The 25,585-nt window shown below is 65.6% G+C and carries 23 protein-coding genes; 16 read left to right on the top strand and 7 right to left on the bottom strand.

Annotation, left to right across the window (positions count from 1 at the left end):
* Positions 1–12: 12 nt before the first annotated feature.
* Both DY467_RS14840 and DY467_RS14835 read right to left on the bottom strand, forming a co-directional pair.
* Positions 13–1,431, bottom strand: a complete 1,419-nt coding sequence (locus DY467_RS14840; RefSeq protein ID WP_107344195.1) for a sensor histidine kinase — start codon at positions 1,429–1,431, stop codon at positions 13–15.
* 185 nt (positions 1,432–1,616) lie between these two features.
* Positions 1,617–2,207 carry a hypothetical protein gene (locus DY467_RS14835; RefSeq protein ID WP_164637106.1) on the bottom strand — a complete coding sequence of 197 codons (591 nt, stop codon included), beginning with the start codon at positions 2,205–2,207 and terminating at the stop codon, positions 1,617–1,619.
* A 344-nt stretch (positions 2,208–2,551) separates the two neighbouring features.
* Here DY467_RS14835 and DY467_RS14830 point away from each other — a divergent pair, with 344 nt between their 5' ends.
* The 7 genes from DY467_RS14830 (at position 2,552) to DY467_RS14800 (ending at position 10,166) form a co-directional block, all read left to right on the top strand.
* Positions 2,552–3,115, top strand: a complete 564-nt coding sequence (locus tag DY467_RS14830; protein WP_246701130.1) for a TetR/AcrR family transcriptional regulator — start codon at positions 2,552–2,554, stop codon at positions 3,113–3,115.
* Between the two features lie 566 nt (positions 3,116–3,681).
* Positions 3,682–4,242, top strand: a complete 561-nt coding sequence (locus tag DY467_RS14825) for a PepSY domain-containing protein (RefSeq protein WP_246701551.1) — start codon at positions 3,682–3,684, stop codon at positions 4,240–4,242.
* On the top strand, positions 4,239–4,715 hold the full coding sequence (locus DY467_RS14820) for a hypothetical protein (RefSeq protein WP_107344200.1): 477 nt from the start codon (positions 4,239–4,241) through the stop codon (positions 4,713–4,715). The genes DY467_RS14825 and DY467_RS14820 overlap by 4 nt, the downstream gene beginning before the upstream one ends.
* A gap of 379 nt (positions 4,716–5,094) precedes the next feature.
* Positions 5,095–7,782, top strand: coding sequence for a DUF1522 domain-containing protein (locus DY467_RS14815; protein ID WP_164637102.1), 2,688 nt, complete (start codon positions 5,095–5,097; stop codon positions 7,780–7,782).
* Positions 7,783–7,850: 68 nt separating this feature from the next.
* Complete coding sequence (locus tag DY467_RS14810; RefSeq protein ID WP_164637100.1) at positions 7,851–8,405, top strand: flagellar biosynthesis repressor FlbT; 555 nt, start codon at positions 7,851–7,853, stop codon at positions 8,403–8,405.
* Positions 8,406–8,534: 129 nt separating this feature from the next.
* Complete coding sequence (locus DY467_RS14805; protein ID WP_107344204.1) at positions 8,535–9,281, top strand: helix-turn-helix transcriptional regulator; 747 nt, start codon at positions 8,535–8,537, stop codon at positions 9,279–9,281.
* 240 nt (positions 9,282–9,521) lie between these two features.
* Positions 9,522–10,166, top strand: coding sequence for a helix-turn-helix transcriptional regulator (locus DY467_RS14800; RefSeq protein WP_349627643.1), 645 nt, complete (start codon positions 9,522–9,524; stop codon positions 10,164–10,166).
* A 24-nt stretch (positions 10,167–10,190) separates the two neighbouring features.
* Here DY467_RS14800 and DY467_RS14795 read toward each other — a convergent pair whose 3' ends face one another.
* Positions 10,191–11,183 (bottom strand): AraC family transcriptional regulator, encoded by a 993-nt coding sequence (locus DY467_RS14795; protein WP_164637098.1) that lies wholly within the window; start codon positions 11,181–11,183, stop codon positions 10,191–10,193.
* 153 nt (positions 11,184–11,336) lie between these two features.
* Between DY467_RS14795 and DY467_RS14790 the strand changes: the two genes are divergently transcribed.
* The 5 genes from DY467_RS14790 to DY467_RS14770 all read left to right on the top strand — a co-directional run bounded on the left by DY467_RS14790 (position 11,337) and on the right by DY467_RS14770 (position 17,111).
* The gene (locus DY467_RS14790; protein WP_164637096.1) at positions 11,337–13,028 is read left to right on the top strand and encodes an acyl-CoA synthetase; all 1,692 of its coding nucleotides are present in this window, start codon (positions 11,337–11,339) and stop codon (positions 13,026–13,028) included.
* 18 nt (positions 13,029–13,046) lie between these two features.
* Positions 13,047–13,814, top strand: a complete 768-nt coding sequence (locus DY467_RS14785) for a 3-hydroxyacyl-CoA dehydrogenase (RefSeq protein WP_107344209.1) — start codon at positions 13,047–13,049, stop codon at positions 13,812–13,814.
* Between the two features lie 58 nt (positions 13,815–13,872).
* The gene (locus DY467_RS14780; protein WP_164637094.1) at positions 13,873–15,060 is read left to right on the top strand and encodes an acetyl-CoA C-acetyltransferase; all 1,188 of its coding nucleotides are present in this window, start codon (positions 13,873–13,875) and stop codon (positions 15,058–15,060) included.
* Positions 15,061–15,067: 7 nt separating this feature from the next.
* Positions 15,068–16,195 (top strand): acyl-CoA dehydrogenase family protein, encoded by a 1,128-nt coding sequence (locus tag DY467_RS14775; RefSeq protein WP_164637093.1) that lies wholly within the window; start codon positions 15,068–15,070, stop codon positions 16,193–16,195.
* Between the two features lie 367 nt (positions 16,196–16,562).
* The gene (locus DY467_RS14770; RefSeq protein ID WP_107344213.1) at positions 16,563–17,111 is read left to right on the top strand and encodes a cytochrome b; all 549 of its coding nucleotides are present in this window, start codon (positions 16,563–16,565) and stop codon (positions 17,109–17,111) included.
* A gap of 69 nt (positions 17,112–17,180) precedes the next feature.
* Here DY467_RS14770 and DY467_RS14765 read toward each other — a convergent pair whose 3' ends face one another.
* A complete protein-coding gene (locus tag DY467_RS14765) occupies positions 17,181–19,190 on the bottom strand; it encodes a TonB-dependent receptor (protein ID WP_246701550.1) in 2,010 nt (669 codons plus the stop codon).
* Between the two features lie 668 nt (positions 19,191–19,858).
* On the opposite strand from DY467_RS14765, the gene DY467_RS14760 reads away from it, so the two are divergent.
* Genes DY467_RS14760 through DY467_RS14750 form a run of 3 tightly spaced genes read left to right on the top strand, consistent with a single transcriptional unit; the run spans position 19,859 to position 22,778 of the window.
* A complete protein-coding gene (locus tag DY467_RS14760; protein WP_246701549.1) occupies positions 19,859–20,923 on the top strand; it encodes an ABC transporter substrate-binding protein in 1,065 nt (354 codons plus the stop codon).
* Positions 20,920–22,011, top strand: coding sequence for a FecCD family ABC transporter permease (locus DY467_RS14755; RefSeq protein ID WP_164637087.1), 1,092 nt, complete (start codon positions 20,920–20,922; stop codon positions 22,009–22,011). Before DY467_RS14760 ends, DY467_RS14755 begins: the two co-directional genes overlap by 4 nt.
* Entirely contained in the window at positions 22,008–22,778 is a 771-nt protein-coding gene (locus DY467_RS14750; RefSeq protein WP_164637085.1) for an ABC transporter ATP-binding protein, read from the top strand. Before DY467_RS14755 ends, DY467_RS14750 begins: the two co-directional genes overlap by 4 nt.
* Here the strand turns inward: DY467_RS14750 and DY467_RS14745 are convergent.
* The 3 genes from DY467_RS14745 to DY467_RS14735 are packed head-to-tail and all read right to left on the bottom strand — an operon-like array spanning position 22,773 to position 24,544.
* The gene (locus DY467_RS14745; RefSeq protein ID WP_164637083.1) at positions 22,773–23,402 is read right to left on the bottom strand and encodes a hypothetical protein; all 630 of its coding nucleotides are present in this window, start codon (positions 23,400–23,402) and stop codon (positions 22,773–22,775) included. The genes DY467_RS14750 and DY467_RS14745 overlap by 6 nt on opposite strands.
* Positions 23,399–24,004 (bottom strand): hypothetical protein, encoded by a 606-nt coding sequence (locus DY467_RS14740; protein WP_164637081.1) that lies wholly within the window; start codon positions 24,002–24,004, stop codon positions 23,399–23,401. Before DY467_RS14740 ends, DY467_RS14745 begins: the two co-directional genes overlap by 4 nt.
* Positions 24,005–24,016: 12 nt before the next feature.
* Positions 24,017–24,544, bottom strand: a complete 528-nt coding sequence (locus DY467_RS14735; protein ID WP_164637079.1) for a hypothetical protein — start codon at positions 24,542–24,544, stop codon at positions 24,017–24,019.
* Positions 24,545–25,143: 599 nt separating this feature from the next.
* Between DY467_RS14735 and DY467_RS14730 the strand changes: the two genes are divergently transcribed.
* Positions 25,144–25,584, top strand: a complete 441-nt coding sequence (locus DY467_RS14730) for a c-type cytochrome (protein WP_107344224.1) — start codon at positions 25,144–25,146, stop codon at positions 25,582–25,584.
* Position 25,585: the final 1 nt, after the last annotated feature.

The raw sequence follows: 25,585 nt of genomic DNA, 5'->3' as shown, positions 1-25,585 counted from the left end.
ACGAAACGGCGATTACTCCGCCGCAGGGCTGAACGAGATCTGCTGGCGGATCGGGTCGGCGCACGGCAGGGTGAATCGGAACAGCGTGCCGCCGCCGGGCGCCGGCTCAGCCTTGATCGAGCCGCCATGCGCCTGGATGATGGTCTGCGAGATCGACAGGCCGACGCCCATGCCGTCCGGCTTGGTGGTGGCGAACGGCTGGAAAATCCGCTCGGCGATCAAAGAGTCGAGGCCGGGACCGCTGTCGGCGACCACGACTTCGACCATGTCGTCTTCGACCAGGCGGCTGCCGATCGTCAGCTTGCGCTCACGCTGTTCGCGCATCGCTTCGAAGGCGTTGCGGATCAGGTTGAGGAAAACCTGCTGCACCTGGACCTTGTCGACCAGCACGCGGTCGAACGCAGGATCAAGCGACAACGCGACATCGACCGGCCGGTCTCTGGTCAGCACCGAGGCCAGCGCAAGGGCGTCCTCGGCGATCGCCCGCAGGCTTTCGATGGTCTTGTCGGTCTCGCCGCGGCCGACGAATTCGCGCAGCCGCTGGATCACCGCGCCGGCGCGCAGCGTCTGCTGCGCGGCCTTGTCGAGCGCGGTGCTGATCTTGCTCTTGTCGGGATGGCTGCTGGCTTCGATCAGTCGCCGCGAGCCCTGCACGTAGTTGGTGACGGCGGCGAGAGGCTGATTGAGTTCGTGCGCCAGCGCGCTCGACATTTCGCCCATGGTGCTGAGCCGCGCGACCCGCAGCAGCTCGGCCTGCAGCGCTTGCAGCCGCTGGTCGGCCTCCTGCTGCCGCGTCACCGCGCGCTGATGTTCGAGCAGGAAGGCGGCGATCGCCGCGCTCCCGACCGCGAGGATCAGCAGACAGGCAGTGATCAGCGCCGCAGCGAGGCTTTCGCGGTCGTGCTTCGAGAGCCGCTGGATCAGCAGCAGCTGCTCGGCGCGCGTCAGCACCGACAGGCTGGTCTCGATCCGCTCGGTCAGCCGGTCGACACGCGCTTGTTCCAGAATGTCCAGCGCCTCCCGCATCCGGTCGGGGCCGAGTTCGACCACGCGGCCGAGCTGGGCCATGCGCATATCGGTCAGCAGCCTGAGTTCGTCGATGTGGGCGATCTGCTCGGGATTATCAGCGAGCACCGCGCGCAACCCATCGAGCCGGGTGGCGAGGGCGTCGCGGGCGCGGATGTAACTGTCGCGATAAGTCTCGATGCCCGTGAGCAGGAACCCGCGCTCGCTGGTCTCTGCTTCGAGCACAGCCTGCTGGATGGCGGAGATCGCCAGCAGAGCTTTGTTGGTTTGTTGCACCCAGGCGAAGCTGTCCCGGAGCCGCACCAGGTTGAGCACCAGCGCGCCGGCGATGACGATGAACAACAGCAAGGTCGCGCCGAGCAGCCACGGCGCGAGAAATGTTCTTGATAACGAGTTTCGAGTCATCGGCACTCACGCAATCACGACCGGGATACCCTAAAGCAAATCCGGCGCGGATTGAATCGCATCAGACTTGTAGATTTGGTCTAGGGACGCAGTTCTGGTGTGCGATTTCGTCGCTGATAACCCTGAATTAGACGAAAGACGAAAGTATTTTGCCGGTGGCAGTGCTGATCAGGAGGTGACCGGGCTCATAGCTCGCTGAGCAGTTCTGCGACTCGGTCCCAAGTTTGGTCGTGCAGCGTCCGGGTCCGTTCGAAGCTCGCCTTGATGGTTTTCAGCGCCTTGTCACTCGTGGTCGAGAAGGTGCCGAGCCGGACCTGCTCCGACGCGATCCGGCTGACGGTGATGTCGAGGTCGCGCTTGGCCTGATCGATCGCAGCGCGCGATTCCTGACGCAGCCGCTCCAGCGACGCCTGGATGGCATCGCGCTGTTGAGCCCGGTCGTCCTCACGCTCGGCCGAGCCGGGGCATGTGCCGCAGCGGGCGAACAGGAACGAGCGGATCTCGTCGTCGGCCTTGGCCCATTCGTCAGACAGACGCGCGAGGGTGATTTCGGCGATCTGCGGCGGGATCGTCGGATGGGTCGAGAGCGCGTCCAAACGCTCGGCGAACACGGTGCGGATCGACAGCAGCTCCGCGACCGCCCGATGCGCATCGGTGCGGCCGTCACGGTCGAGGTGGGCGGCCCAGCGCCCGAGCGAGGAGGCGAGCAGATCGATCTCGTCGCGCTTTTGCCGGATCCAAATGACCTCGTCGCTTTCGCTCGCGCTCATAGACATGCTGTAGACCTTCGACCTTCACGAAGACGTCCAACCGCGGGCGGGCAAGCCGCGACCGCGCCGGAACTCGATCATATCGCCAAATAGAACGATAACGTTTTGTTTTGTGGAAGTCGATAGGGTGTTTCCTGACAAAGCGGCGATGGTCGTGTAGATATAGGGCAGGAGCAGGTTATAATGTTTCCAACTCGAGACCACCGGAGGCACCGCAAGCAATGTTGAAGTCCGCAGCGAAAAACACCGCTGCAAAGGAACGCACCACCAAATCCCGCGGAGGGCGCCCGACGCGCACCGCCGCTCTCCAACGCGACCTCAGGCTGCTCGATGTAGCCACCCGCTTGTTCATGGAACGCGGGTTCGATGCCACCACGATCGATGCCGTCGCCGAGGAAGCGCGGGTCTCCAAGCTCACCGTCTATTCGCGCTACACCGACAAGCGTGGCCTGTTCGAAGCGGCGCTGCGGCGGGAGATCGAGCGCTGGATGGCGCCGCTGTCGCACGGTGTCGAAGAGCGTCGCAACAATCCGTCGAATGGATCGCTGGAGAACTGGTTCCTCAACATCGGACGCCAGGTGCAGGAGATCGGCATCAGGCCGGAAGTTATCGCGATCATGCGCACGCTGTCGTTCCAGGCGGCGAATTTCCCTGATTTGGCGCGGCTTGCGCATGAGGAAGGGTGGGGGCGGGCGGTCGCGACTCTGGCGCGCCTGTTCGACCACCTGATCGAACAGGGCCTCGTTCGCGTCCCCGACAGCATGGTGGCGGCCGAGACGTTCCTCAACATCGTGGTGGGTCCGCTGACGCGGCTGACGATGTTCGGCATCCCGATCGACGAGAAGTACCGCGAGCGTCAGCTCCGTCTCGCGGTCAAACTGTTCGTCAACGGCATCAAGCCGGTCGATCCGTAAGGCTGCGAAGTTCACGACGTCCTTCAAGAGCGGTGATGCAGTGCTCTCGCGAACTATACTGAATTACCATCGAATGAAGCTCCTGCTGCAGCGCTCGCCGTGGTGCGACGCTGATCACGCGGACGTGTGAGCGCGATCGATGATCGGCCAGCGCCGTCTCTCCGAACTACCTAATCGCTTGAGATCGCCTGCCGAATCTCCGCCGATCTTGGCGATCGCGCCGGTCTTACGAGCGCTGATCTTGTGAGTTGATCCACATCGTTCCTCGGTCCGGTGTTTGACAAAACGAAACGAACTGGTACCGTATCGTTGTGGCGCCCCAGCGCCTCGTGGCTTGCAAGATGGCCGTACTCCCGCCGCCGTCGAGCGGCCGCGCGCGACCGATCACCTGCCGCCCCATGTGATCGGTCGCGTTTCTTTCTTTCGTCCCGGCGGGCGTCATTCCCTGTACGGCCTGAGGGCCGGAGCCAAATTCCATGCGTCCCGCGTTGATCTCAGCGTTTGGTCTCATCCTGTGCTTGGCACAGCCGCCGGCGGCCGGTTGGGCCGCAGCGTCCAGCGCGCCGATGGCCGGCCCTGAAGCCGGCGTGGCAACCTCCGAGGAGGTGCAGGACGGGCATAAGCTCGATCTGGTGCGCGCCGCGCCGGTGACGCTGCGACAGGCCCTCGGTATTGCGGAGCAGCGCCATCCTGGCACCAAGAGCCTGCGGATCGAGACCGACCTTGCGGCCGAGGGGCTGATCTATCGGGTTAGGGCCGCGCGCGACGGCCAAGTGTGGGAAAGCGTGGTCTCCGCCGATTCCGGCATAATCGTCAGCGACCATCCGTCGCCGCCGCGGAAGGACGCCGATGGAGATGAGCGGGCCGAGATGGCGACGCTGGACGCGGTCGGACCTGGAATGTCCGAGGCGGTTGCGGTCGCCGAACGTTCGGCGCGCGGCCGGGCTGTGCTCGGCGAGCTGCAGATCGAGCGGGGGCGGCTCAAATTCGTCATCGTGGTGCTCGCCGGGGACGACTTCAAAGAAGTGGTGCTCGAACCGCCCGGAGCGCGGTTGCGCCGGCCGGCGCCGATCCGCCCGGGCAGCTCTGATCAACCGCACGCGTCGGGAGCCAAGCAGCCGTCATGACCGGCGCCTCGATCTCAGCCCTGGCCGCGCTCGCCGGCTCGGCGATCGGCGGGTTGGCCTCATTGGCCACGGCGTGGCTGACGCAGAGCCATCAGGAGCAGACCGCGCGCATTGCGCAGGAGAACACCCGCCGCGAACGGATCTTCGGCGAGTTCATCGACCAGGCGTCCAAGCTTTATGTCGATGCGCTGGTGCACTCGCTCGACGATCCAACCAAGATGATCGGCATCTACGCGGTGATCGGCAAGCTGCGGCTGTTCGCTGCGGCTGACACGATCCAGGAGGCGGAGCGGGTGATCGAAGCGATCGTCGAGATCTACTTCCGACCGCCGCTGGATCTGCACGATCGCAAGACGCTGGACGTCGACAAATACGATCTGCTGCAGCCGTTCGCCGAGGCCTGCCGTCGGGAGTTGTTCCTTGCATCGCCAGCGCGGCGCCCGCCGACCCGAACGGCCCGCGCGGCGTACTGATTGGGTACGCAAAGCCCGAGCTGATGATCTCGGTAGACTGTCGCGTCGCCGCGATCATTGCACAGGCGCGTAACTCATCGGTCTTTCATCCATCGCCGCAACCGTCGCCGAACAAGCGGTGCGTTGCTTCGCAGTCATGAGCGTTTCCGCTCTTCGCGAAGCTCGCTTCCGATTGCGCATTTGCGCTTCCGACATCTTGGTCCGAGCCGCGCGTCACCCGTAAATCTCAGCTTACCGCTCGCACGTCCGAATGGGTGAAGGTGACGTCCATCTGGATGTTTGGCGGTTCAACGATCCTTTCCGGCGCGAATTTGAAGATGCAGGGCCGACAGAAAAGTTCGGCGCAACGACACGCCATTGCCCAGAAAGGCAAACGTCCATGTCCGGTATCGTTCTTTCCAACGCCGTCCGCCAAAATCTTTCTTCGCTCCAGGCCACGGCTGACTTGCTCGCCACCACCCAAAGCCGCCTCTCGTCCGGCAAGAAGGTGAACACGGCGCTCGATAATCCGACCAACTTCTTCACCGCTGCTTCGCTCGACAGCCGCGCCAGCGACATCAACAACCTCCTCGATGGCATCGGCAACGGCGTGCAGATCCTGCAGGCCGCCAACACCGGTATCACCTCGCTGAACAAGCTGGTGGACAGTGCCAAGTCGATCGCCAACCAGGCTCTGCAGACCGTCGCGGGCTACGCCACCAAGTCGAACGTGTCGGCGACCATCTCCGGCGCTACCGCTGACGACCTCCGCGGCACCCAGAGCTTCAGCAACGCCGTTGCGAGCAGCAACGTGGTGTTCGACGGCACCGCCGGCGGCACCACCACTGCCTCCGCCACCGACCTGCTGGGCGGCGTTGCCGTCAGCATCGCTGCGGCGACCGCCGTCACCGTCGTCGGTGCCGCCGACAACACCGCACTCGGCAGTGCGCTGACCATCGGCACTGCCAGCGGCTCGGCGACCGGCGCCAGCAAGATCAGCGATCTGACCAACGGTCTGACCGCCACAGCGACCGGCCCTGCTTCCGGCGACGCGATCACCGTCAACGGCAAGACCGTCACCTTCGTCACCGCTGGTACGGCGAAGGCGGATTCCGAAGGCAACTACACGATCGGCCTCGATCAGGACCTGACGGCCCTGACCAAGACCATCGATGCGATGAACAACAACACGACCAACGCGTCGGCCGTCACCGCCGGCAAGCTGGAGCTGCATTCGGGCACCACCAGCCCGCTGACCATCAGCGACAATGCGGGCGGTGCGGTTCTTGCTAAGCTCGGACTAGGCAATCAGACTGACAAGACCACTTTCAAGGTCGACACCGCGGCAGCCACCAGCGCGGCGGCGAACATCTCGGGCTCGACCCAGCTGTTCAACAGCCACGGCGGTCTGTCCTCGACGGCGATTGCTGACGGCACCACGCTGTCGGTGAACGGCAAGACCATCACCTTCAAGACCTCCGATGCCCCGCAGGGTAACAACATTGCCTCCGGCACTGGCGTTCTCGGCCGCATCGGTACCGACGGCAACGGCAACTCGACGATCTATCTCGGCGATCAGAGCAACTTCACCAACGCGACCGTGGGTGACGTTCTGACTGCGATCGATCTCGCCAATGGCGTGAAGTCGGCCACGATCTCGAACGGCGTGGCGACGATCTCGACCAGCGCCGGCCAGACCCCGTCGTCTGTCTCCGGTGGCATCGTCACCATCAACAGCTCGTCGGGCGCCGACCTCAATCTGACCGGTCCGACCGATCTGCTCAAGAACCTCGGTCTGACCACTGCGACCGGCTCGGGCCCGCTGACCCTCACCAAGCAGCGCACCACCGACGGCACCACGCTGGGTACGCTGATCGCGGACGGCTCGACCCTGAACGTGAACGGCCACACCATCACGTTCAAGAACGCAGCGGTGCCGAGCGCCTCTGCATCGCACACCGGCATCTCCGGCAACGTCGAAACCGACGGCAACGGCAACTCGACGGTGTACCTGCAGAAGGGCACCCTCGACGACGTGCTGAAGGCGGTCGACCTCGCCACCGGCGTGCGTAAGGCGACCCTCGGCAATGCCGGCGCTGTGATCTCCACCGCGAGCGGTGCGGCCAACTCGTCGATCACCAGCGGCATGCTGAAGCTCTCGACTGGTCTGCAGTCCGACCTCAGCATCACCGGCACCGGCAACGCGATGTCGGCGCTCGGCCTGACCGGCCCGAGCGGCACCGACAGCTCGTTCTCCGCGACCCGCGGTGCGAGCGCCGGCAGCCTGAACGGCAAGACGCTGAGCTTCACCTCCTTCAACGGCGGTGCGGGCGTCAACGTCACCTTCGGTGATGGCACCAACGGCACCGTCAAGTCGCTGGCCCAGCTCAACGTCGCGCTGGCCGCCAACAACATGTCGGCGTCGATCGACAACGCCACCGGCAAGCTGACGATCTCGACCTCCAACGACTACGCTTCCCACACCATGGGCGGCAACGAAGGTGGCGTGCTCGGCGGTACTGCACTGACCACGCTGACCTTCACGACGCCTCAGGCGCCGGTCGCGGACGTCAACGCGCAGAACACCCGCGCGGGCCTGGTCAAGCAGTTCAACGACATCCTGAACCAGATCAAGACCACGGCTCAGGATGCTTCGTTCAACGGCGTCAACCTGCTGAACGGCGACAACCTGAAGCTGGTGTTCAACGAAACCGGCAAGTCGACGATCTCGATCCAGGGCGTCACCTTCGACCCGACCGGCCTCGGCCTGTCGAATTTGGCCTCGGGCGTCGACTTCATCGACAACAACGCGACCAACGCCGTGCTGAGCAAGCTGAGCACGGCCTCGACCACGCTGCGGTCGCAGGCTTCGGCGTTCGGTTCGAACCTGTCGGTGGTGCAGGCGCGTCAGGACTTCTCGAAGAGCCTGATCAACGTGCTGCAGACCGGCTCGGCCAACCTGACGTTGGCTGACACCAACGAGGAAGCGGCGAACAGCCAGGCGCTGTCGACCCGCCAGTCGATCGCGGTGTCGGCGCTGTCGCTGGCCAACCAGTCGCAGCAGGGCGTCCTGCAGTTGCTGCGCTAACGACAACGGACAGGCCGGCGGCGGAAACGTCGCCGGCCTGTTCTTCTTCTAAATCGAGGAGAGACCAGATGCCGATGACCGAGATGACCAAAATCCTCGCCGCCAAGTCGCCGCGGCGGAAGGGGTCATCCGGACTGAAGATCACGTTGAAGCCGTTCGAGCGCATCGAAATCGGCGGCCTGACGCTGGTCAACGGCTGGACGGAATCGTCGACGTTCTCGATCGAGGGCATTGCGCCAGTGCTGCGCCAGGCCAATACGATTCAGGAAGACCGCGCCGACACCGCTCTGAGGCAGGTGTATCTGCGGCTTCAGAAGCTTTATCTGCGCCGCGATGGCGCAACCATCGAATCCTATTCAGAAGCGGCCGAGCGCCTGCTGGCGGAGATGCCGGCGGCTGCGCAGGCCGTCGACAAGGCTGGCAAGGCGATCGCTGACGATCGGCTCTATGCCGCGCTGAAGGTGTATCGCGATCTGCTCGACGAGACCGATCCGGGTTGGTCGGCAGACGAGTCTGAACCGGCTCCGATCAAGCAGGGCACGCGCGAGGTTCAGCCCTCGGTCGAATTCGTCCGCGATCGTCGTCGCTATCGCGCGGGGCAGTCGCGCAGCCATGCAGGGTAGCCCTGCATCACCAAAAGTGGGGATGACGACTCTCTCGGGCTCGCTCTAGCTTCCCGTAAATTTACGAGGTCTCGCGCGATTCGGTTGTGCGCGGAGACGTTTCAACATCCGGTCAGACATTCGCACATCATGTTGGGATCGCAGCTCTCGAAGATCATCAAAGGGGTCGGTATCAGCGCCCTTGTGATTGATCGCGACGGCAAGATTCTCGAGTCCAGCGAAGAGACCGGCGCGCCCGCCACGTCGAAGGCGAAGAGCAAGCTCGGCAAGAGCTATTTCGATGCCTGCATTCGTCCGGATCGGCATTCGCTGGAGCTGCTCCGCGGCTTCAAGAGCCTCGCCGAGAAGAGCATCGACTTCTTCTCGACCGTCAGCTGGCGCGAGGAAGCCGGCGAGCGGAAGCATTTTCTGATCGTCGCGACGCCGAGCGAAGATGATCCCGACGCGATCGTGGTGCTGCACATCGACGTGTCGGTGCTGCTCGGCGGCCGGCAGGAGCTGTCGGCGCTGATGATCGGGCAGGGCGCTGCCGCCGCAGCGCAGGCCGAAGCTGCGATGATCGGGGCGGTGCGCGGTGCCATCGTCGAGGCGCTCGCGGCCTCGCATGACCGCACACCGACGCTGACCATTGCCAAGCCGCCGGTCGAAGAGCACGACGTGTTCAGCGAGCTGACGCCGTCGCAACTGGAGCTGCTACCTTATCTCGCCAGTGGCAAGAGCAATCGCCAGATCGCCAAAGAACGCGACATGAGCGAGTTCACCATCAAGTCGCAGGTGGCCGGCATCATCCAGAAGCTCAATGTCGCCAACCGGACCCAGGCGGCGCTGCTGGCGATGCGCAACAGTGAAGCGCTCGGCATGCGCAGGCGCGCCTAAGCGGCGCGACGCAACAGGCGCAGGCGAGGAACGTTCTTCGTCTGTTGTCGTACAATTCTTCTTCTCACACAGATCGACGGTTCGTAGCTGCGGATGTCGGCGAGTTCGCATGATGCGACGCCGATTCCTGGGTGTGGCAAATCGTCCGGGTTGATTTTCAATCGCATCAGATGTTGTTCAACCGCGGAGTGTGGGCAGGCGTCGGACGCTGTCTGGCGCAGTGGGGACGTGGTGACGATCGTGAGTGATGCTTCTCGGATCGACGACGCTGTTCGCGTCATGGTCGAGACGCTCGACGCGGTGTCGGTTCACACCGTGGTGCTTGGCGGCGATGGGCGCTGCATCAGCATCTCGCCCTGCGCCGAGACGCTGCTGTCGAACGGCTCGCCGCTCACCGTCCAGATGGAGCGGCTGCGCCGCAGCAAGACGTCGAGCGCGGTCGCCGAATGCCCGCGGCTCGGCAGCGCCGTCGACATCGACTACGATCTGCAGCCGTGTATCGACTGCGTCACGCGACGGAACGCCAGCGCGCCGTGCTCCGGCAGTTGCGCGATCTCGATCACCGGCCCGCACGATGCCGCTATCCATCTACGGCTGACGTCGATCGCTGCCGCGGACCAGCAGGCTTTGACTGGTGCTGCCGCGATGGCGGTGATCCGGCCTTTGACGGTGCAGCATTCGGTGGAGTTGCTGCCCGACATCGCCGTGCTACTCACCGCGGCGGAGCGAGACGTCGCAACCGAACTCCTTAGCGGCCGCCGGCCGGCCGAAATCGCACAGCTTCGCGGTGTGTCGATCGGCACGATCCGATCGCAGATCAAGCGCATCTACGCCAAGCTCGGTGTCTCCGGCCTCGTCGAGTTCATCGCCCGCGCGCGCCGCTGACTCGTCCGCCAGTTAGACGATCTCTCACCCGGCGCGGGTTTCGCGGCGGAAGGCGCCGGGGCTGCGGGCCATCCATTTCCGGAATGCGCGATGAAACGCGCTGGGCTCGGCAAAGCCGAGATCGGCTGCGATATCGCCCACCGGTTTTTCATTCTCAGCGAGCCAGCGGATCGCCAGTGCGCGGCGGATCTCGTCCTTGATGGTCTGATAGGTCTGTCCCTCGGCGCGCAGCCGGCGGCGCAGCGTCGAGGCCGGGATCTTCATCTGCTTCGCCAGCGTCTCAAAGTTCGGCCACGCCGTCGGCGGCCTGGCGCGCAGCGTGGTGCGGATGGCGGCGGTGAGGGTGGCGTCGTGGCGATACCGCACCAGGATGTTGGCCGGCGCCAGCCGCAGAAACTCCTTCAGCGCCCGCTCGGTGCGCGTGGTGGGTAGATCGAGGTAGCTGGCGTCGAACGCCAGCGCGCTTTGCGGTTGACCGAACCGCACCGGCGCGCCGAAGAACGAGCGATAGTCGGCGGCCACGGCCGGCGGGCCGCAGGCGAAATCGACCCGGCGCAGCGGCAGCCGACGGCCGACCAGCCAGCAGGCGATGCCATGCACCACGATCCAGAAGGTGCGATAGGCGAAGGCCGAGCGCGGTGCGGCTTTATCGTGCAGCACGATGCGGGCGAGATCTCCTTCGACCCGGAGCTCGCCGTAAGGATCGTCCAGCGCCACCTTCAGAAACCGCAGCGCGCGGTTCAGCGCCTGCCGCAGCGTGCCGGCATTCAGCACCGCGTGGCACAGCAGTGTGAATGAGCCCTGCCGCATCGGCCGCCCGCCGAGGCCGAAGAATTCGTCGTCCATCGCCGCCGCCACCGCCAGCCACAGCGCGCCGAACTGCGCCGCTGAGACGCGCTCCCGCACCACCTCGGGCAGGCCCGCAGCGGCGAACACCGGCCCGGGTGCAACGCCGGCCCGGCGCAGGCAGTCGGCGACCTCTTCCACGAACAGGGGCGCGATCGTCCGCCGCTCCATCCGTCCGCTCCTTCCTCGAAAGTGGCAAAACCGATCACAAATCTAGGTCAGTTTGGTCCTAGAAAGCCACAGGGCTCCGCCGCTTAATCCGCGGCCGTGAATCCATTCGCGTCAGCCCCTCGTGCCAACAACGAGGGCAGGGGAAGAAACACCATGAGCAACGCCCATCCTGCGGTCGCAGCCACTGAAGATTATGCCGACGTCCTGGCGCGGTTTCGCCGCGAGGACCTCGAAGCCCTGTTCGACGGCGACTTCGCGACCGGCATCAATGTCTGCATCGAATGCTGCGACCGTCACGTCGGCGGTGGCGGCACCGCGCTGGATTGGGAAAGCCAGGACGGCCGCACCGCGTCCTTCAGCTTTGCCGAGATGAAGGACTATGCGGCGCGAGTGGCCAATCTGCTGGTCGCGCAGGGCGTGAAGCCCGGCGACGTCGTTGCCGGCATGCTGCCGCGCACGCCCGAGCTGCTGGCGCTGATCCTCGGCACCTGGCGCGCCGGCGCGGTGTATCAGCCGCTGTTCACCGCTTTCGGTCCCAAGGCGATCGAGCACCGCGTCAAGATGAGCGCCGCCAAGCTGGTGGTCACCGATCTGGCCAATCGCGCCAAGCTCGCCGACGTCGCCGATTGTCCGACCGTGGCGATCGTGCTGCGACCGGGCGAGACCGCGCCGCTCGGCGATCTCGATTTCCATGCCGAGATCGCGGCGCAATCGACCGAGTTCGCGCCGGTGCTGCGCAAGGGCACCGATCTGTTCCTGATGATGTCGACCTCCGGCACCACCGGCCTGCCGAAGGGGGTGCCGGTGCCGATCAACGCGCTGCCGGCGTTCTATTCGTACATCCGCGACGCGGTCGACCTGCGCCCTGATGACATCTTCTGGAACATCGCCGATCCGGGCTGGGCCTACGGCCTGTACTACGCGGTGACCGGTCCGCTGCTGCACGGCCACGCCACAACCTTTTACGACGGTCCGTTCACCGCCGAGAGCACCTACGGCCTGATCAAGCGCCGTGGCATCACCAATCTGGCCGGCGCGCCGACCGCCTATCGGCTGCTGATCGCGGCGGGTCCGGAAGCTGCGGCGCCGGTGAAGGGGCAGCTTCGCGTCGTCAGCAGCGCCGGCGAGCCGCTCAATCCGGAAGTGATCCGCTGGTTCGCCGAGCATCTCGCCGCACCGATCCACGATCACTACGGCCAGACCGAACTCGGCATGGTGGTCAACAATCACCACCGGCTGCGCCACACCGTGCATCCGGGCTCCGCGGGTCTGGCGATGCCGGGCTTCCGCGTTGCAGTGCTCGACGAGCAAAGCAACGAACTGCCGCCGAACGTCCCCGGCGTGCTAAGCGTTGATCTGAAGCGCTCGCCGCTGATGTGGTTCTCCGGCTATTGGCAGCAGGAGACGCCGGCGATCGAGGGCGGTTACTACCGCACCGGCGACACCGTCGAGCTGGAGCCGGATGGGTCGATCAGCTTCGTCGGCCGGGCCGACGACGTCATCACCTCGTCGGGCTATCGGATCGGCCCGTTCGACGTCGAGAGCGCGCTGATCGAGCATGCGGCGGTGATCGAGGCGGCGGTGATCGGCAAGCCCGATCCCGAGCGCACCGAGATCGTCAAAGCCTATGTGGTGCTCGCCAAGGACGTGACGCCGAGCGAGGCGCTGGCCGAAGAGCTACGGCAATACGTCAAGAAGCGGCTCTCCGCGCACGCCTATCCGCGCGAGATCGAATTCCTGGAGCAACTCCCGAAGACGCCGAGCGGCAAGCTGCAGCGCTTCATCCTGCGCAAGCGCGACACCGAGCCGGCGGGCACGGCCCAGGGCACTTCTTCTGCAGCTTGAGAGACGGATTAAATCGTCATGAACATTACTGATCGCGTTTTCCTGGTCACCGGTGCCGCCTCGGGTCTCGGCGCCGCCACCGCCCGCACGCTGGTCGCCGGCGGCGCCAAGGTGGTCGGCCTCGATCTCAATGCCGAGGCCGGCGCTAAGCTCGAACAGGAGCTCGGTGCGAGCTTCCGCTTTCTCGCCACCGACGTCACCAAGGCCGAGGATGCGGAGGCCGCGGTGAAGCTGGCCCAGGATATCTTCGGCCACGTCAACGGGCTGGTGAACTGTGCCGGCGTCGCGCCGGGCGAGAAGGTGCTCGGCCGAAACGGCCCGCACAAGCTCGACAGCTTCGCCCGGGCGATCACCATCAACCTGATCGGCAGCTTCAACATGATCCGGCTCGCTGCTGAAGCGATGAGCAAGGAACAGCCGGACGCCGAAGGCGAGCGCGGCGTGATCATCAACACCGCCTCGGTCGCGGCGTTCGACGGCCAGATCGGGCAGGCGGCTTACTCGGCCTCCAAGGGCGGTGTCGCCGCGATGACGCTGCCGATCGCGCGCGAACTGGCGCAGCACGGCATCCGCGTGGTGACGATCGCACCCGGCATCTTCGAAACCCCGATGATGGCCGGGATGCCGCAGCCGGTGCAGGATGCGCTCGGCAAGAGCGTGCCGTTCCCGCCGCGGCTCGGCCGGCCGGCCGAATACGCCGCGCTGGTGAAGGCGATCTGCGAGAATACGATGCTGAACGGCGAGGTGATCCGCCTCGACGGTGCACTGCGGATGGCGCCGCGCTGAGGCGCGGCGTTTCCTCTATCGTCTCGATCAAACAAACCAAGATGCAGGGAGAACTCCCATGACCCACGATCCTATCGTTATCGTCGGCTCCGCGCGGACCCCGATGGGCGGCTTTCAGGGCGAGCTGAAGGACGCCACCGCATCCCAGCTCGGCTCGGCCGCGATTTCGGCCGCGGTCGAGCGCGCCGGCCTGAAGCCGGACGCGATCGATGAAGTCGTGTTCGGTTGCGTGCTGCCGGCCGGTCAGGGCCAGGCCCCGGCCCGTCAGGCTTCGCTCGGCGCCGGCCTGCCGCTATCGGCGGGCTGCACCACCGTCAACAAGATGTGCGGCTCCGGCATGAAGGCGGCGATGCTCGCGCATGATCTGTTGATCGCCGGCAGCGCCACCGTCGCGGTGGCGGGCGGCATGGAGAGCATGACCAATGCGCCGTATCTGCTCGACCGCGCCCGCGGCGGCTACCGGATGGGCCACGGCCGAGTGCTCGACCACATGTTCCTCGACGGCCTCGAAGACGCCTACGACAAAGGCCGGCTGATGGGCACCTTCGCCGAGGACTGTGCACAAAGCTATCAGTTCACCCGCGAGACCCAGGACAACTTCGCCATCACCTCGCTGACCCGCGCGCAGGCCGCGATCAAGGACGGCTCGTTCGCGCGCGAGATCACGCCGGTGACGCTGAAGGCCGGCAAGTCGGAGATCACTGTCACCACCGACGAGCAGCCGTTGAAGGCCAAGCTCGACAAGATCCCGACGCTGAAGCCGGCGTTCCGCGACGGCGGCACCGTGACGGCGGCGAACTCGTCGTCGATCTCCGACGGCGCCGCGGCGCTGGTGCTGATGCGCCGTTCCGAAGCCGACAAGCGCGGCCTGAAGCCGCTCGCGGCGATCGTCGGTCATTCCACCCACGCCCATGAGCCGGCGCTGTTCGCCACCGCGCCGATCGGCGCGATCCGCAAGCTCAGCGAACGCACCGGCTGGAATCTCGCCGACGTCGATCTGTTCGAAGTGAACGAGGCGTTCGCGGTGGTGGCGCTGGCGGCGATGCACGATCTCGGCCTCCCACACGACAAGGTCAACGTCCATGGCGGCGCTTGCGCGCTCGGTCATCCGATCGGCGCCTCCGGTGCGCGCGTGCTGGTGACGCTGCTGGCGGCGCTGGAGAAGTACGACCTCAAGCGCGGCATCGCCTCGCTGTGCATCGGCGGCGGCGAAGCGACTGCCGTGGCGGTCGAGCGGTTGTCGTGAGCGCATCATGATCCTGAACGAACTGCAGACCCAGATCCGCGACACCGCCCGCGACTTCGCGCGCGAGCGGCTCGCCCCGACCGCGGCGGCGCGCGATGCCGCGCATGCGTTTCCGCGCGCCGAACTCACCGAGATGGGCCAGCTCGGCTTTCTCGGCATGCTGGTGCCGGAAGCCTATGGCGGCTCCGACACCGGCATGGTGGCCTACACCCTGGCGCTGGAAGAGATCGCGGCGGGCGACGGCGCGTGCTCGACCATCGTCAGCGTGCATTCCTCGGTGGCGTGCATGCCGATCCTGAAATTCGGCACCGAGGAGCAGAAGCAGCGCTTCCTGCCGAAGCTCGCCAGCGGCGAATGGATCGGCGGCTTTGCGCTGACCGAGCCGCAGGCCGGTTCGGACGCATCGAACCTGCGCACCACCGCGCGCCGCGACGGCGATGCCTACGTCATCAACGGCGCCAAGCAGTTCATCACCTCGGGGCAGAACGGCCAGCTGATCATCCTGTTCGCCGTCACCGATCCCTCGGCCGGCAAGAAGGGCATCACCGCCTTCATCGTGCCGACCGATACGCCCGGCTACGAAGTGGTGCGGGTCGAGGACAAGCTCGGCCAGCATTCGTCCGACACCTGCCAGCTCGCCTTCAACGACATGCGGATTCCCGCCGATCTGCGGCTCGGCGCCGAAGGCGAGGGGCTCAAGATCGCGCTGTCGAATCTCGAAGGCGGCCGGATCGGCATCGCCTCGCAGGCGGTCGGGATGGCGCGCGCTGCGTTCGAGGCGGCTCGCGACTATGCGCGCGACCGCGTCACCTTCGGCAAGCCGATCGTCGAGCACCAGGCGGTGGCGTTCCGGCTCGCCGACATGGCGACGCGCATCGCCGCCGCGCGGCAGATGGTGCTGCACGCCGCCAGCCTGCGCGAAGCCGGGCTGCCGTGCCTGACCGAAGCCTCGATGGCCAAGCTGTTCGCTTCCGAGACCGCCGAGGCGGTGTGCTCGTCGGCGATCCAGACGCTCGGCGGCTACGGTTACTTGAAGGACTTCCCGGTCGAGCGGATCTATCGCGACGTGCGTGTCTGCCAGATCTATGAAGGCACCAGCGACGTCCAGCGCATCGTGATCTCGCGCAATCTGTAAAGCAGTTCTGCTTCTGCTGAACTGCGAGCGGCGTTCGCAAGACCCGCAACGGCTCCAACATCATGGGGAGGAGGCGCAAAGCGCCTTCTCGCATCGTGTGCCGCGAGCGATCGTCTTCTCGTTTCGGCAGGCTGAAGGCGGCCGGGAGGACGACGGCTGGGACACGCCGCGACGTTCATTTGGAATGAAGCGCAGTCTTCTGGGTGCGCAACACCACCGCATAGCGGCACTCGGCGGTTCACCGGACGCAGCCTGAATACTGAACCGGTCGTACAGCATGAATTGACACCCCCGCGGGCCCGCGCTAAACACAATATCAATACCGTACGTACGGTATTGATATTGTCTGATGGGATTGAGGACCGCGATGGAGACGACAGCAGCCGCGCAGGAGCGCTACACGCGTCCGGCGATCTTTCTGCACTGGGGCATGACAGCAATCATCGTCGGGCTGATCGGCCTGGGCTTCTACATGGGACAGCTGCCGCCTTCGCCGGAAAAGTATGCGCTCTACGAGCTGCACAAGTCGCTCGGTGTCGTGACGGTGTTGCTGCTGTTCGGACGCTTCATCTGGCGCGCCGCCAATACGCCGCCGGAGCTGCCGACCGCCTATTCGCAGCTACTCCGCACCGCCAGCCATCTCGGGCACTTTGCACTTTACGTGTTGATGCTCGCCGTGCCGGTCAGCGGCTGGGTGATGAGCGCTGCTTATGGCCGACCGGCTTCGCTGTTCGGCGTGCCGATTCCGCCGCCGGTCGCCAAGAGCGAGGATCTCGCCGAACTCTGGGGCACGATCCACTTCGCTCTCGGATCGGCGCTGGCGCTGGTGATCGCGGGTCACACGCTGTTCGCGCTCAAGCATCACTTCATCGACAAGGATGGGCTGCTGTGGCGAATGTGGGTCCGATGCCCCTGAGGACCCGCAGCGGAGGCGGACCGTCCTACGCCGCAGGACGGTCCGTCTCCCATCAGACACGCCTTGTCGTCAGAACGTGTGGGTGAGCCGGGCGGTGAAGTTGCGGCCGGGCTCGAGCAGCGGGTTGTACATCGACTGGCTGTACGATCGGTTCACATAGGTCGACGCACTCGCATACGAGGTGTCGAAGATGTTCTGCAGGCTGAGGTGCAGCTTGGTGTCGCCGAGGCGGCGCGAGACCAGCACCCCGAGATCGAACGAGGCGTAGATGCTCGGCACCGCATAGCCACCGGTCGGGTATTCCTGCGTGGTGTTGATGCGGGTCTTGGCCGACGCCCAATCCACCGCGGCACCCACCGCGTAGCCGGAGCCGACCGGCGCGTATTGCACGCCGACGCGTCCTTTCCAGGGCGCGATGAACGGCAGCGGCGCATCGGTGTCGGTGTTGGTCGCCTGCAGCCACGCGGCATTGCCGTGCAGGTTGAACGACGACGTCGCCTGCCAGCGCCACTCGGCTTCGACGCCGTTCACAGTGGCATGTCCGACATTTTGGCTCTGCGTCACCGATGTCCCGTTATAATTGACGAATACCGACTGCAGGAAATTCGCGTAGTGGCTGTCGAACGCCGTCAGCTTGAAGGTGGCGGTCGGAAAGTTGAGCTGGAATCCGCCCTCATAGGTGAGGCCGGTCTCCGGCTTCAGCTCCGGATTTGGGATCGAGGTCGCCGAGAACGCGAACAGCTCGGAATTGGTCGGATAGCGATAGGACGTGCCGACCGAGGCGAGCAGATCGAGGATCGGCGTCACGTGTACGGTGGCGCCGATGCTGCCGGTCGGCGCGGTGGCGGTGACGTCGCTGTTCTGCCGAAGCACCGCGAGGGCGCGGGCCGAGCTCACCGGAGACAGCTCCGAGGTGGTGTTGAACCAGTCGAACCGGCCGCCGGCCGACAGCGTCAACAGATCGATCGGCTTCCACTCGTGGAGCATGAACGCGCCGGCATTGGCCTGGGTGTTGTCAGGGCCGGTCTTGAACTCGGGCGTGATCGTCGAACTGGTCGCAGTCTGCCGAACCGACCACGACGTGCTGCCCGGCCGCCATTCCTGGAAACCGTCGAAGCCGAACGTCGTCTTCAGCAGGCCCCACGGCGCCGGATCCCACGGAATCACGCCTTGCACCCGGCCGCCGATCACCAGCGGGCCGCCGACGTGGCTGACCGAGGAGGTGACGACGCCCGGCGTTGCGGTGTTCACGGTGGAAAGCTTGGTGTCGAAGTAGTTGGCGTAGAACGAGCCTTCGACGTGCTGGACCAGCTGATCGGTGAAGTCGCCGGCATAGGACAGCTTCGCCATGTGCACCTGGTTCGGCTGCTGCCGCACCTGCATATAGGGCCAGCCCGGTGCGCCGCCGACGCCGCCGGCGCGGCCGTCTTCTTCCCAATAGTCGCGCAGCGTCAATTCGAAGCGCTGGTTGCTGGTCGGCGACCAGCCCAGCCGGAGATTGCCACCGATGCTCTCATAATCGCTGTTGAGCGCGGGGCCGCTCGGCGTGTGATAATTGCCGCCCTTGCGATAGCTGACGCCGCCGAGCACGTCGAAGCCCATGCCGGCCGCCTGCGCCCACTCATAAGTGCTGAAGCCGTTGTCGACCGAACTGTAACCGGCCGAAAACCCGCCATGGGTGACGCGCCACGGGCCGAACGGATCGACCTGGGGACGGCGGGTGACGACGTTGACGAGCCCGGTCATCGCCTCGGAACCGTAAACTACCGAGGCGGGGCCGCGCACCACCTCGACCCGTTCGATCTCTTCGGGAGCGAAGTAGTTGAGCTGCAGCGTGTTGCGGCCGCGGAATCGGTCGCCGTCGATATACATCGGCGAGCGCCAATTGTTCGACGAGAAGCCGCGCAGATAGATCTGGCCACCGATGCCGCCGGCGCGCGCGATCGACACACCCGGCACGTTCTGCAGGATATCGAGCAGGCTGGTCGGACTGGTCTGTTCGATCTGCGCGCGATCGACGACGGTGATGCTCTGCTGCGCGGTGTGTGGAATTCCGGGTTGCGGAAGCTTGCCACCCATCGGCTTGAGCGAATGATCTGAGGTCGCTACTGCGGCCTGCTGAGCCGGCGCAGGCTTTGGAGCTTGCGCCGCGGTGCGGCGGGCGCCGCGGCCATCGCTCGACCGTGTTGCGCGCTGCGGCTTCGGTGGATTTGCCGATTCCACGCGCACTTCCGGCAACACATGGCGCGCGCGCGGTGTCGATGTGTCGGCGGTCTGCGCCCGCGTCGCGGTGCTCGATCCCGCCGTCATCGCGCAGGCCAGTGCGACGCTCAGTCCGCAGCTGGAAGCAAGAAGTCGGCTCCGTGCGGATTCGCGCGTGAATGCCCGTTGAATCATTTGGTGGCGTCCCCCAGTTCACGATTAGTGAACGGGTCCTTATCGAGTCGTCACTTCGATCACCACCATCCCCACGTTAGCGTGGCGCACGATTACCACCGTGTGCAGGCAAATCTCGACACATTACAAAATGGGATGTCTGTTTCGTTACGCGCGCGATTAGTAACGCGCGCAACCGTACCAACTCAATCTTGAGAGATTCTAGTCTCGAGGACGTCGTCGCGCGCGTCATCGCGGTGTTTTGGTTTTGCGTTCTGTGATCGGCCGCCTATGAACGGCGGTGCCGTGCAGAGGCAGGTCAGGAGGAGCGCTGTGAGGTCGTCAACGTGATGCTGTCGTCATTGCGATGGATGAGACCGGCGATCGCCGTGGTGATCGGCGTCTCGGTAATGGCCGTTTCGTCTCGGGCCGCTGAGTTGACCGACCAGCGCGGACGGACCGTTGCCGTCACCACACCGGCGCAGCGGGTGGTGTTCCTGCCGATGCCGGCGCCGTCGACCTACATGGCGATCGATCGTTCGGCCACGCATGTCGCCGGGATGAATCCGGCGTCGGCCACAGCGATGCGCGCCGGCATTCTCAGCCGGATCTTTCCGTCGTTCGATCAGATCCCGACCGGGATCACCCGCGGCGCCGGCGTGGTGCCGAATGTCGAGGCGATCATGGCGCTGCATCCGGACGCGGTGCTGCAATGGGCGACCTCCGGCGACGAGCCGATCGCGATGCTCGATCGCGCCGGCCTCACAGTGCTGGGCCTGCGCTACGGCGGCCAGGACGAGGTCGAGGGCGCGAGTCTGATGATGGGACGGCTCGCAGGGCAGGAGCCGCGTGCGGGCAGGATCGTCGAGCGGCAGCGGCAACGGCAGGACGTGCTCGCGGCCACCTTCAGAGCAACGCCGGAGGCCGAGCGGCCGCGGGTGCTGCATTTGTCACGCGCCTCGGACTCGTTCGCCGTCGCTGGTCGCGACACCTATACGGACTTCGTCATCCGCACCGCCGGCGGACGCAATGCGGCCGGCGAGATCGGCGGTAGTCGCACCGTCACGCTCGAGCAACTGCTGGTGTGGAATCCCGATGTCATTCTGCTCGGCAATTTCGACAGCGCGATGCCGGCTGATCTTTATCGCGATCCACGGCTGCAGGGCATTGCGGCGATCAAGCAGCGCCGTGTGTATCGCGTGCCGCTCGGCGGGTATCGCTGGGACCCGCCGAGCCACGAGTCGGCGCTGGCATGGACATGGCTCGCGAAACTACTGCATCCGGATCGGCTGACGACCGATCTGCGCACCGAGATGCGGGACTGGTACAGCTTCCTCTACGATCACGCGCTGGCCGATGCCGAGATCGATGCCATTCTGCAGACGCCGCAGAACGGCGCGTCCGCCGGCTACGCCCGGTTTGCGGTCGCGCGATGAGTACGCTCGACACTGCCGCCGTGCGGCCCGGACATCCTACCGCAACATCTTTGATAGCCGCCGCGCTCGTTCTGCTGCCGATCGTGACGGCGCTGCTCTGTCTGTCGGCGGGCCGCTACCACGTGACGGCCGCGCATGTGTTCGGCATTCTGCTGCACGAGCTGTTCGCTTCGTTCGGTCTCGATGCAGCGAACTGGTTGCCGGCGGGGTGGGGCGCCGCGAGTTGGACACCGACGGAGCGGATTGTTGTCACGACGGTGCGATTGCCGCGGGTGCTGATGGCCGGCATTGCCGGCGCCGGGCTGGCGCTGTCCGGCGCGGTGCTGCAGGGCATGTTCCGCAACCCGCTGGTCGGCCCGCAAACCATCGGCGCCGCATCCGGCGCGTCACTCGGCGGCGTCGTTGCGATCCTGTTGTTCGGCTTCGGCCTGCCGGTGCATCTCGGCGCGTTCGCCGGCGCGGCGATCGCGCTCGCCGCAGTGCTGATCGTTCACCGCGGCGACGGCGTCTCGCCGGTTTTGACGCTGGTGCTCGCCGGCGTGGTGATCGGGGCGTTTTGCAGCGCGCTGGTCGGCTTCGTCACCTTCATCGCCGATCCTGAAGTAAAACTACCCGGCATTGTGTTCTGGCTGCTTGGCAGCTTCGCGGCATCGAGCTGGCCGAACCTGGCGTTGCTGGCGACGTGTACCATCCTGGGCGGCGGCGTGATGCTGGCGATGCGCTGGCGCGTCAACGTGCTGTCGCTCGGCGACGAAGAAGCCCGGACGCTCGGTGTCGAGCCCGGACGCGACCGCGTGATCCTGCTCGGCGCCACCTGCCTTGCGGTCTCGGCGCAGGTCGCGGTCTCCGGCACGATCGGCTGGGTCGGACTGGTGATCCCAAATCTGGTTCGCATGGTGGTCGGGGCGGATCATCGCCGGCTGCTGCCGGTGTCGGCGGTCGCGGGCGCCGCCTTCCTGATGGCGGCCGACACGCTGGCGCGCGACCTGTCGGCGGCTGAAATTCCGGTCGGCATCGTCACCGCGATCGTTGGCACGCCGGTGTTCGCCTGGCTGCTGCGCCGGCATGCAAGAGGACAGACGGCATGATCCAAGTGGAGCAGGCGGGGCATTGGTTTCGCCCGGAGCAGTGGCTGTTTCGCGATCTGTCATTCGCGATCGCGGAAGGTGAGGCCGCCGCAATCCTCGGGCCGAACGGCTGCGGCAAGACCACGTTGCTGCGCGCGCTCGCGAATACGCTGGCGTTGAAGCAGGGACGTATCAGCGTCGACGGCATCGTCGGCGTGGTGCCGCAGGCGCTGCGCGGCGATGTCGGCTACCGGGTGATCGACATGGTGCTGCTCGGGCGCAGCCGCTATCTCGGCCGCTTCGGCGCGCCAGGGCGGCGCGATCTCGCCCGCGCCGAAGCTTGTCTCGAGGCGGTCGGCATCGCCGATCTCGCCGAACGTCGCTACGACCGGCTCAGCGGCGGCCAGCGCCAGCTCGTGCTGTTCGCCCGCGCGCTCGCCGGCGATTGCCGCGTCCTGCTGCTCGACGAGCCGGCCTCGGCGCTGGATCTTGCCAATCAGGGCGTGGTCCTGCGACTGATCCGTCGCCTCGTTCGCGACGACGGCATGACCGTGGTGTTCACCACGCATCATCCCGATCATGCGCTCGCGGTTGCCGACAAGGTGCTGATGATGGCGGGCGAGCCGGTGTTCGGCCCCGCCGATCGCGTGCTCGACGAGGCCAATCTGGCGCGGCTTTACGGCGTGCCGGTGCGCCGTGTCACGATCGAGGCGGATGGCGAGCGCATCGAGGCGACCGTGCCGGTGCACCGGCTGACGGGCGTCGATGCGCCGCCTCCGCGGCTATGATCGCGCGGTGGCTTGCGCCCAGCGCAGGAAGCCGTCGAGAAACCGCGTCGTCGCCGGCATGAACCGGCTGCCGTGGTGATAGAACGGATCGAGCGTTGAGACGATCAGGCGGCCCGGCGTGGTGACGCGATCGTCATAGAGCAGTGCGCCGCCGGGATCGCAGCCGTCGCGATCGTCCGGCACGGTGACGAGCGCCTGCGCGCCGTCCGGCGGAAACAGCACGCCGTGAATGTGCCAGATCGTCGACTCCGCCGGCACGTAGCTGAAGATCTCGTGATCGGGCGCCACGATCTGGTGCGGCGGCTTCTGCGCAGGATCGAGCCACCACCAGAAGTTGGTCGGCCGTCCGGCGCTGCGCACGCCCGGCGCCCAGGTCTCGGCCTCGCTCTCGCCGAGCACCACCAGCGTGTTGCCGCGGGCGAGAAAGTCCGTGAGCAGCGGCTGGTGACGGCGCATGACATCGGGATTGGTGCGATCGGGGATGATCAGCAGCGTCGGTTCGGCGAGGTCGGCGGTGGTCAGCGCTGGTGCGTAGATCACCCGATCGAAGCGGTCGCGGAAACGGTCGCCGAAGATGGTCTCGTGATGATAGTACGTGCCGCTATCGAGCACTGCGACGGTCATGAGCGCGCCTCCACCAGCCAGGACATCAGCTGCGGCAGCAGGCGACGGCTCGAGTCGTCGCCGCCGAAGCTCCACAGATCATTGCCGCCGTGCATCAGCACCTCGCCGCGGCCGTGGCGATAGATGAAGTCGAGCGGACGCGCCGCCGGCCCCATCGTGTGGATCACGGTCGCGCCCTCCGGTGGCCTATGCCAGGCATGGCCGTAGAAACCGGCGACGCCGCGCCGGAAGATGAGATCCTCGAGCGCCACGCCATCCCAAATCGGATGTGCCTGCGCGCGGGCGATGGTCAGATCGGCGAGGCTGCCGCCGCCGAGCGGCTGCACCGGCGACAGGCCGGGCAGGAACGGGTGGGCGATATGGCCGCTGACGACGGCGATGCCGCCGGCCGCGACGTAATCGCCGAGCAGTGCCGCGTTGGCCTGCAGAAAGCGCTGGTCCATATGCATGCCGATCAGCAGTGCATCCGCGCCGTCGAGCAGCGCGGCGTCGAGCGCGTAAAGATCAACATCGCGAATGGTGCAGGGCAGGCCGGCGAGCCGGTCGGCCCAGCCGGCCGACGAGGTCTTGTGACCGCAGGAGAAGCGGATGATGGTTTTCATCGCGTACTCCGATTACAGCCGGTCGAACAGCGCATCGGGCGACGTGGCCAGCACAGCATCGGCGACGCTGCGCTTCAGCGCGGAGAGCTCCACATTCTCTGCATCGCTCCGTGCCGCACCGCGGCCGATCAGCTCGAAGAACCGTTCCGGAACCGCGCCCTGACGTAGCGCGACGCCGACACTCTGCTCACCCGCCGAAACCCGCCAGCTGTAAGACATGTCGGCGCCCGGACACAGCCGCGCATGCGGCAGCGAGCGGTCGACGGTGTAGACGCCGCGCGTCACCGCGCGGGTGACGAATTCGAAAGCGTCGCGCACGCCCGGACCCGGATGTCCGCTGATCACGCTGATCTCGGAGCGCCGCAGTGGACGCTGCGGCGACAGCGCCGGCAGCATCAGGCGCAGCGCCTGAAACGTCACTGCGAGCATCGCCAGTGCGCTCTGGCCGTGATACGCGGCGACCATATCGAAGTGAATGTCGATGAGATCTTCCTCGCCCTCGATGCTCAGCATCGGGCGGATCTCGGCAGGTGTCGTCATGATGAGTCTGTTTTCTCCGGCGTAAGTCACGCGAGATATCGCTTCGCGTAACAACAACGCCCGAGGGGCGGCAATCGCTGTCGCTCGCGCGCCGCGTGCAGCGGCTCCTGTGAATGAGCCTAACTACTTCGCCGGACACATCTCTTCGGCTCATTTAGAATTGCCAGAAAGTCGCAAATGCCGAGAGCAGAGTGGCGTGTGTTGGTACGTTATGTACCAAATACGTGAATGTGCTCGGCCTCAAGCGGCGCACGCCTGCGACAATGACGCACATGTGATCAGCGGATCAAAAGATCGATCCGGATCTGCTTGGTCTGATCACGTGGGCTGCTGTCCCAATCTTTAGCCATTGCGTCCATGTCAGGGCAGGTGTTCGCAGTTGGTTCTTCCCGATCGTTTGCGGCGGCGATGTCGCATCGGCTAAGAGATCGGGTGGGGGCAGGAGAATCGCGGTCGCTGCACTCCCGGCTCTGTGACGTTGTCACCGCAACGTCAGGTTGATTGTGGGAGAACAGCCGCGATGGAAGCGACTCACCGGGATGGGTGAAGCTGCCGGTCGGCGCCTGCGGCGACCGGAACGATCAAAAGGACCTGCAAAGATGAAATTGAGAATTGCTACTATCGCCGGACTGGTTGTGCTGGGCAGCGGCTTCGCGATCGCGCAGACCGACGCCATCGCGCAGCGCAAGGCGATCCTGAAGCAAATGGGCGAGGCGACCAAGCCGATCGCCGCGATGCTGAAGGGCGAGGCGAAGTTCGACCAGGCGGTGGTGCAGAAGTCGCTGGCCGCGATCGCAGACGACTCGAAGAAGCTGCCGGCGCTGTTCCCGGCCGATTCCAAGACCGGTGGCGACACCGCGGCGCTGCCGAAGATCTGGGAAGACAAGGCGAAGTTCGACGACCTGTTCGCTAAGCTGGCCGCTGCGGCCACCGCGGCGCAGGGCACGATCAAGGATGAAGCCTCGCTCAAGGCGAACATCGGCGGCGTGCTCGGCAACTGCAAGTCGTGCCACGACGACTTCCGCGCCAAGAAGAGCTAAG

This window comes from Rhodopseudomonas sp. BR0G17 (assembly GCF_010907025.1).
GTDB classification, from domain to species: Bacteria; Pseudomonadota; Alphaproteobacteria; order Rhizobiales; family Xanthobacteraceae; genus Rhodopseudomonas; species Rhodopseudomonas palustris_H.
This window is presented reverse-complemented; position numbering and strand designations above follow the sequence as displayed.